Below are 8,475 nucleotides of genomic sequence, written 5' to 3' on the forward strand. Positions count from 1 at the left end.
CTTTCTTAGGAGCTGCTGCCTTTTTCGCTACCGGTTTCTTGGCTGCTGCTGCCTTCTTAGGAGCTGCTGCCTTCTTCGCTGCCGGCTTCTTGGCTGCTGCTTTCTTCGCAGCTGGTTTCTTTGCTGTTGCCATTCTGTTTCTCCTTCACGTGATGAGAAAAACTACGAGGTTGGAAACCCGCGCCGCCCATCGCGATGAGCCGCACGAATTATTCATCGGCGCAAGCAAGCTTCTGCTTGCGCTAATGAATTCGGCACCAGCTGAACTGCTGCATCACCTCATCTATGCAGCACTTCAGCCTTTATTGGCTACGCCTCTCTTCTACACTTCACCGTCGCGCGTCGACGGGAGCGGAGGTACATACAACGCGGTTTATTCGGCGCAGTTGCAGTCGTAGCCAAAAAAAACGCCGGCAACAATGCCGGCGTCGGAATACTGTTTCTGGAAAACCAACAGGTTTTTCAGGGAAAAAGCCGCCTTGCCCGAGCGAGTCGGGTTCAGCGGCAAAACCGTAGAAGATTGTGTTGTTCGTCTACTGTCCATTAATTTGGTGATAGCCCCTCGATTTTTCGGTCAGGTCTTTTGCACTGTTTGTTCGCGACCATGTTCCGACATGTCTCCATTAACGTCATGGCCGGGATGTTCTTTAGCGCTTCATTCCCAGCTCAGTGCGCCGCCGGTCTGGTATTCGATCACGCGAGTCTCGAAGAAGTTGCGTTCTTTTTTCAGATCGATCATTTCGCTCATCCACGGGAAGGGATTTTCTTCCTGGGGGAACATCGGATCGAGACCGATTTGTTGTGCGCGTCGATTTGCGATGAACCGCAAGTACCCTTTGAACATTGGCGCATTCAATCCGAGTACTCCACGCGGCATTGTATCCTCTGCGTAGCGATATTCCAACTCTACCGCGCGCAAAAACAACGATTTAATCTCTTCGCGGAACTCGGCAGTCCACAAGTGCGGATTCTCCATCTTGATCGTGTTGATCAAATCGATTCCGAAATTGCAGTGCATCGATTCGTCACGCAGGATGTACTGATACTGTTCCGCTGCGCCCATCATCTTGTTCTGACGGCCGAGGGCGAGAATCTGCGTGAAGCCGACATAGAAGAACAAACCTTCCATCAGGCATGCAAATACGATGAGCGAGCGCAGCAGCGTCTGGTCCGCTTCCACCGTGCCGGTCTTGAACTCCGGATTGGTCAGCACATCGATGAACGGGATCAGGAATTCATCCTTGTCGCGGATCGAAGCGACCTCGTGATACGCATTGAAAATCTCGCCTTCGTCCAGGCCGAGCGATTCGACGATGTACTGATAGGCATGCGTGTGGATCGCCTCCTCGAACGCCTGGCGCAACAGGTACTGGCGGCACTCCGGCGCGGTGATATGGCGATAGGTGCCGAGCACGATGTTGTTGGCGGCGAGCGAGTCGGCGGTGACGAAGAAGCCGAGGTTGCGCTTGACCAGGCGACGCTCGTCCTCGGTCAGGCCGTTCGGGTTCTTCCACAGCTCGATGTCGCGCTGCATGTTGATTTCCTGCGGCATCCAGTGATTCGCGCAACCAGCCAGGTATTTGTCCCAGGCCCATTTGTACTTGAAGGGCACCAGCTGGTTCACGTCGGTCTGGCCATTGATGATGCGCTTGTCGGCGGCATTCACCCGCCGCGCTGCTTCGGCGGCCAGGTCGGCTTCCGTTTTTACGACCAGTGCCGGATTGAACATGGCATTGGTCATTGAACGCGCGTCGGGCGCAGGCATGAATGCCTGCCCCGGGTGCGGCATCGGCGCGGCTTTCGCCGCAGGTTTCATTTCATCGTCCCAACTTAGCATCGCATTTTGTCCTTAAGGCTATTGTAGTGGCAGTGTCGTCATGTTCAAGCGGGCGCAGCAATGATTGCTGCGCTACATCACATCTTGAGGACGATTACTGGCAGGCTTCACATTCGTCGAACCCCGGATCGCCGGGGCGCAGCATGCACGCAGGGCCGGCCACATCCTCCGCCGCGACGCTCGCAGGCACCACCGCCGGTGCTGACGCATAACTGCCATTCATGCCGCCGTCTGCGGAAACCGCGTTCAGCGCACCGGCCTTGGTGGTGGACTTCTCGGCGTGCGTCGCACCAATGGTACGCAGATAGTAAGTGGTCTTCAAGCCGCGCAGCCAGGCCAGCTTGTAGGTTTCATCCAGCTTCTTGCCGGACGCGCCCGCCATGTAAATATTGAGCGATTGCGCCTGGTCGATCCATTTCTGGCGGCGGGAGGCGGCTTCGACCAGCCACTTCGGCTCGACCTCGAATGCGGTGGCGTAGATGTCGCGCAGGTCTTGCGGAATGCGGTCGATCTTGGCCAGGCTGCCGTCGAAATACTTGAGGTCGGCGATCATGACTTCATCCCACAGGCCACGTGCCTTCAGGTCACGCACCAGGTGTTCATTGATTTCGGTAAATTCTCCGGACAGGTTCGACTTCACATACAGGTTCTGATAGGTCGGTTCGATACAGGCGGAAACATCGATGATGTTGGAGATCGTCGCCGTCGGGGCGATCGCCACGCAGTTCGAGTTGCGCATGCCGTGTTCCTTGATGCGTGCGCGCAGCGGAGCCCAGTCCATCGATTCCGAAGTGTCGACCTCCAGGTAACCGCCGCGTTCTTCCGCCAGCAGCCTCAGGGAGTCCTGCGGCAGGATGCCGCGATCCCACAGCGAACCGCGATAGGAACTGTAGCGGCCACGCTCTTCGGCCAGTTCGGTCGATGCCCAGTAGGCGTAGTAGCACACCGCTTCCATCGACTTGTCGGCGAATTCCACCGCCTCCATCGATGCATACGGAACGCGCATCATGTGCAGGCAATCCTGGAAACCCATGATGCCCATGCCGACCGGACGATGGCGCAGGTTGGAGTCACGCGCCTTCTTGACGGCGTAATAGTTGATGTCGATCACGTTATCGAGCATGCGCATCGCGGTGCGCACGGTCTTTTGCAGTTTGACGTGGTCCAGCTTGCCGTCCTTCATGTGGGCCGGCAGGTTGACCGAGCCGAGGTTGCAGACGGCGATTTCGGAATCGTTGGTGTTCAGCGTGATCTCGGTGCACAGGTTGGAGCTGTGGACGACGCCGACATGCTGCTGCGGGGAACGGATATTGCAGGGATCCTTGAATGTGATCCATGGATGGCCGGTCTCGAACAGCATCGACAGCATCTTGCGCCACAGGTCGAGCGCCTGCACTTTCTTGAACAGCTTCAGTTCGCCGCGGGCGGCCTTCGCCTCGTAACCCGAATAGGCTGCTTCGAACGCCTTGCCGACCTTGTCGTGCAGGTCCGGCACATCGCTCGGGGAGAACAGTGTCCACTCGCCTTTTTCCATCACCCGCTTCATGAACAGGTCCGGAATCCAGTTCGCGGTGTTCATGTCATGGGTACGGCGCCGATCGTCGCCGGTGTTCTTGCGCAGGTCGAGGAATTCCTCGATATCCATGTGCCAGGTTTCCAGGTAGGCACAGACCGCGCCCTTGCGCTTGCCGCCCTGGTTGACCGCGACGGCGGTATCGTTCACCACTTTAAGGAACGGGACCACGCCCTGCGACTTGCCGTTGGTGCCCTTGATATGGGCGCCGAGCGCACGGACCGGGGTCCAGTCATTGCCGAGGCCGCCGGCGAACTTGGCCAGCAGTGCGTTTTCCTTGATGGCTTCGTAGATGCCGTCCAGATCGTCGGCCACCGTGGTCAGGTAGCAGGACGACAGCTGGGAACGTTGGGTGCCGGAATTGAACAGGGTCGGCGTGGAGCTCATGAAATCGAAGGACGACAGCAGGTTGTAGAACTCGATCGCGCGGGCTTCGCGGTCGATCTCGTTCAGTGCCAGGCCCATCGCCACGCGCATGTAGAACGCCTGCGGCATTTCAATGCGGGTGCCTTCGATATGCAGGAAATAGCGGTCGTACAGGGTCTGCAGGCCGAGATAGCCGAATTGCAGGTCGCGTTCCGGCACCAATGCGCCGGCCAGCTTCTGCAGGTCGAACTGCATCAGCTTGTCGTCGAGCAGTTCGGCTTCGATTCCCTTCTTGATGTACCTTGGGAAGTAGTCGACATAGTGTGCGGCGGCGTCTGCCTGCGCGACTTCCTGGCCGAAGACTTCCTTGCGGATGGTATGCATGAGCAGGCGCGCGGTCACCTTGCTGTAGGCCGGGTCTTTTTCCATCAGCGCGCGGGCAGCTAGGATGGCGGACTTGTGCAGTTCCTCGACCGGCACGCCGTCATACAGATTTTTCACGGTTTCAGCCAGGATGGCTTCAGCATCCACATGCTTCTCGAGACCGATGCAAGCGGCAGTGATCAGGTCGCGCACCTGCTGCAGGTCGAGCGGACGGCGTTCGCCGTTATCAAGCACATGCAGTTGCGGCGCATCGATTGCTGCCTTTGTCGATTGCTGCTGGGCACGCTCTTCCATCCGCTTGGCGCGATACAGCACATAGGCGCGAGCGACATCATGTTCGCCGGAGCGCATCAGCGACAGTTCGACCTGATCCTGGATGTCTTCGATATGGAAGGTGCCGCCGGCCGGCTGGCGGCGCACCAGCGCCGACACGACATTCGACGTCAGCTGTTCGACCAGTTCGCGCACGCGCGCCGATGCAGCGCCCTGCCCGCCGTTGACGGCGAGGAAGGCCTTGGTAACAGCAATGGAAATTTTCGATGGCTCAAATCCGACGACGGCGCCGTTGCGGCGGATGATCTTGTAGTCGCCCAGATTAACGGACAGATTGGATGCGGATGAGGTAGAGCCACTGCGAGGAGAGACCAGACCGATTTCGCTGGGGGATTTAACGGACACTTCTTGAGTTGATTGCATCTAGCCTCCTGGGAGCTTGTTGCTGCTGGTATTGCAGCTGCTTATGGTTTTGAAAAACACCCGTTATGCGGGTGTGCTCACGCTTATTCAGCAAATATCAAATGACGAACATCCTATGTCTGCGAGCGCCGGTCGCAATCGCTTTCACACTTCGATGATCCATGCAGGTTTTGTTCCAGAAAAATCGTGGGGATTTGGACAATCTCATGTGCATTGCGTTGCTGTGGAAAACGACGTGAATGGCTCGAAGAAAGATACGCTCCGGAAATGGACCGGTACATATGATGGGAGGGGCCATCACTACATATAGTGTTCTGTTCGCCGATTGATACTAATTCTAGTGGCTGGATGCCGGGTGCGCAAATGTTTTTTTGGGTATTTCGTCAATTTCTCTGATGCATCGCAATGTATTTTTTCAGCATTCTGTCGGGAAATGCAGGGGCTTATAGCCGAAAAGTGGCTTGCCATGGCGGTCGAGCAGGCTGCGATAGTGCGGCCAGTCGAAAAAGGGACCGGGATCGGTCTTGCGTCCCGGCGCGATATGTTCATGTCCCGCAACAGAATCGAGCGGGTGTCGTGACTGAAGCGCGAGGGTCAGTTCGGCGAGCGTGCCGTATTGGGAACTGGCAAAGGGCTCGAAGTCGGAGCCTTCGAGTTCGATGCCGATTGAAAAATCATTGCAGCGCTCCCGACCGCGAAACGATGAAAGGCCGGCATGCCATGCGCGCTGCATCGTCGATACAAACTGCACGACACTGCCATCGCGCCGGATCAGGAAATGCGCAGACACTTTCAAGGTCCGCAATTGATCAAAGTACGGATGCGCGTCGCAGTCGAGCCGGTTGCAGAACAGGTCCGCAATGAACGATCCGCCGAAATTTTCTGGCGGCAGGCTGATGTTGTGAATCACCAGCAGATCGACGACGGTCCCGTCAGGGCGCACGTCGAAGTTGGGCGATGGCTCACGCGCGACGCCGCTGCACCAGCCGTCGTCATCGATATGATAGCGATTCATTATTCGGGCTCGTGGATGGACAGGCGTTGCATGCGGTAGCGCAGCTGACGAAAGCTGATGCCCAGCAATTCCGCCGCCTGGGTGCGATTGAAGCGGGTCTTGGCCAATGCGCGCCGGATGATTTCGCGCTCAACCTGATCGAGATGATCCGGCAGTGATGCCGGCAAGGGTTCATCGCTCTCTGGATTCAACGATGCGGCGGCGGATACCGGCGGCGGCGTTGCGACGACCGCCGATACGGCCGCGACCGACAGTACCGGCGACTGGATCGTTTCGAGTACAGATGCCATCGCGGGCTTGAGCGCCAGGTCGGCGACTTCGATCACGCCATCATTTGCAAACGCAAGTGCCCGCTCCAGGATGTTTTCCAGTTCGCGCACATTGCCCGGGAATCCGTGGTTGCGCAACGCATCCAGTGCCGCCGGCGCCAGCACGGCCCGTGTTCCGGGAGCCGCCAGCCGCTGCAGGATGCCATCGGCCAGCAAGCCGATGTCCTCCAGTCGCTCGCGCAGCGCCGGCAGGCGCAGCTCGATGACATTCAGCCTGTAATACAAGTCCTGGCGGAACTTTCCTTTTTCGACGCATTCGGCCAGATTCTGGTGCGTGGCACTGATCAGCCGAACATCCACAGGCTCTTCCAGTGTTGCGCCGACCTTGCGCACCCTGCGCTCCTGGATCGCACGCAACAACTTCACCTGCATCGCCAGCGGCAGATCGGCGACTTCGTCCAGCATCAGGGTGCCGCCATTCGCCGCTTGGAAAAAGCCATCCCGGTCTTCGCTTGCGCCGGTGAACGCACCCTTGCGGTAGCCGAAGAACTCGGCTTCCATCAGTGCCTCGGGAATCGCGCCGCAGTTGACTGCGATGAAGGGTTTGCCGGCCCGGGTGCTGTTGGCATGGATATCGCGCGCCGCCACTTCCTTGCCGCTGCCCGACTCGCCGGTAATCGCGACCGGCGCCATGCTGCGGGCGAGGCGGACGATCTGGGTACGTACATCCTGCATCACGAACGAGTCACCGATCAGGCGCGATGCATTTGCCGGCGACCGGCCTTCGCGGGTTTCGGTCTCGGCCGCAGCCTTGTTCAGCTGCAATGCGGACTGGACCATCTGGCGCAGCTGATCGAGGGCGACCGGCTTGGAGAGATAATCGAAGGCGCCCGCCTTCAATGCCGCGACCGCGTTGTCGGCGCTGCCGAAGGCGGTGATCACGGCAATCGGCAGATTCTTGTGCTGCGCGTTTACCTCTTTTACCAGGTCGATGCCGAGACCATCCGGGAGCCGCATATCGGTCAGCACCATCGAGTAGGCGCCGTTTGCCAAGCGGCTACGGGCGCTGGCAAGCGAATCGGCGCTGTCGACATCCAGTCCCATCCTGACGAGGGTGATCTCCAGCAGTTCACGCAGATCTGCTTCATCGTCGACAACCAGGATGCTCGGTGAACTCATTTACAAACCTTGTACTTTCCGGCAAATGCCGTTCGCTTCTATATATATGTATGTGGTGCTGCCCGCCGGGTGTCAGCGCGATTGGCTTTACACGCGGGCCGGCATGGCGAATGTAATAACGAATCGTCCGGTGGGTTTTTCTTGTCCGCTGCGGGAAACATCGGTCCGGTATTCGTAATCCAGCATCGCACCGTTATTCAAACACAATTCACGCGCCACGTAGAGACCTAAACCGGTTCCTTTGCTGGATGTTGTATAGAAGGGTTCGAACAAGTGCGCGCGGACGGCCGGCGTGATCGCCGGGCCGTCATCCTGCACATGCAGTTCCAGCCGGCTGGCATTGTCCGCCAGCGCATGAATCCGGATGCTGCCGGGACCCGGGCTGGCATAGCGCAGCGCGTTCGACAGCAGGTTCACCAGGACCTCCCGCAGATGAAGCGGGTCGAACCTCACCTGGTAGCCCGTCATGTCGCCAAGTTGAATCATGTCCGGGGCGATCGCATGTGTTTCGCGGAATTCGGTCAGCAGCTCGTTGCAGAACGGCGCCAGCACGAGCGGCTCGGCCTGCGTTTGCGCCTTGCGCGACAGCTTCAGTATGTCTTCGATCATCCGGTTCAGGCGCCGGACATTGTCGCCGATGATGGTCAGCAGCCGTGACTGCACCGGCTCGACGATTTCCTCGCCGAGCAGCGAAGCGGCATGGGAGATCGCCGACAGCGGGTTGCGCACTTCGTGGGCAATGCTTGCGGTCAGCCGCCCCATCGAAGCCAGCTTCAATTGCTGCGCCTGGTTTTCGATCTCGGTAACATCCTGCAGGAAAATCACCGCCCTTTCCTCGCCGAGGTCGCGGGTCTCCACCTTTGCGAAGCGCAGCTTCAGGTGCGACGCCAGTTCCCTCCGGGCCTCCCGCGCAATGGTCGACCCCTGCAGGCTTGCAAGTTCCTCGCGTGGTTTTACCACCACAAACGTCGACCAGTCGGTATCGCCGTCCGGCTGTTCACCGGCCTCGCTGGCCCAGGCGGCAAAGGCGGCGGCGATGGGCGCCAGCGTCGACAACTCGGCCAGCTTGTAACGTGGCCGCCCGTAGGGCACCGCCAGCCCGAGCATGCGCTCGGCGGCCGGATTGGCGGCGAATATCCAGCCATCGCTGCCGACG

The 8,475-nt window shown here is 58.9% G+C and carries 6 protein-coding genes; 1 reads left to right on the forward strand and 5 read right to left on the reverse strand.

Features of this window, described 5'->3' with window-relative positions:
- Positions 1-398, forward strand: a 398-nt coding sequence (locus tag V7080_RS20725; protein WP_334190286.1) for a hypothetical protein, incomplete at its 5' end; no start/stop codon positions are given.
- Between the two features lie 257 nt (positions 399-655).
- On the opposite strand, the gene V7080_RS20730 is transcribed toward V7080_RS20725, so the two are convergent.
- The 5 genes from V7080_RS20730 to V7080_RS20750 form a co-directional block, all read right to left on the reverse strand.
- A complete protein-coding gene (locus tag V7080_RS20730) occupies positions 656-1,837 on the reverse strand; it encodes a ribonucleotide-diphosphate reductase subunit beta (protein ID WP_334190287.1) in 1,182 nt (393 codons plus the stop codon).
- Positions 1,838-1,931: 94 nt separating this feature from the next.
- The gene (locus V7080_RS20735) at positions 1,932-4,856 is read right to left on the reverse strand and encodes a ribonucleoside-diphosphate reductase subunit alpha (RefSeq protein ID WP_334190288.1); all 2,925 of its coding nucleotides are present in this window, start codon (positions 4,854-4,856) and stop codon (positions 1,932-1,934) included.
- A 415-nt stretch (positions 4,857-5,271) separates the two neighbouring features.
- Positions 5,272-5,871: a 1,6-anhydro-N-acetylmuramyl-L-alanine amidase AmpD gene (gene ampD, locus V7080_RS20740; RefSeq protein WP_334190289.1), complete on the reverse strand. Its 600-nt coding sequence runs from the start codon at positions 5,869-5,871 to the stop codon at positions 5,272-5,274.
- Positions 5,871-7,319, reverse strand: coding sequence for a sigma-54-dependent transcriptional regulator (locus tag V7080_RS20745; protein WP_334190290.1), 1,449 nt, complete (start codon positions 7,317-7,319; stop codon positions 5,871-5,873). Before V7080_RS20745 ends, ampD begins: the two co-directional genes overlap by 1 nt.
- Before the next feature lie 87 nt (positions 7,320-7,406).
- Positions 7,407-8,475 (reverse strand): sensor histidine kinase (locus V7080_RS20750; protein WP_334190291.1); only part of this gene is annotated, 1,069 nt, incomplete at its 5' end.

Source organism: Noviherbaspirillum sp. (assembly GCF_036846085.1).
In the GTDB taxonomy this organism is placed as follows: domain Bacteria; phylum Pseudomonadota; class Gammaproteobacteria; order Burkholderiales; family Burkholderiaceae_D; genus Noviherbaspirillum.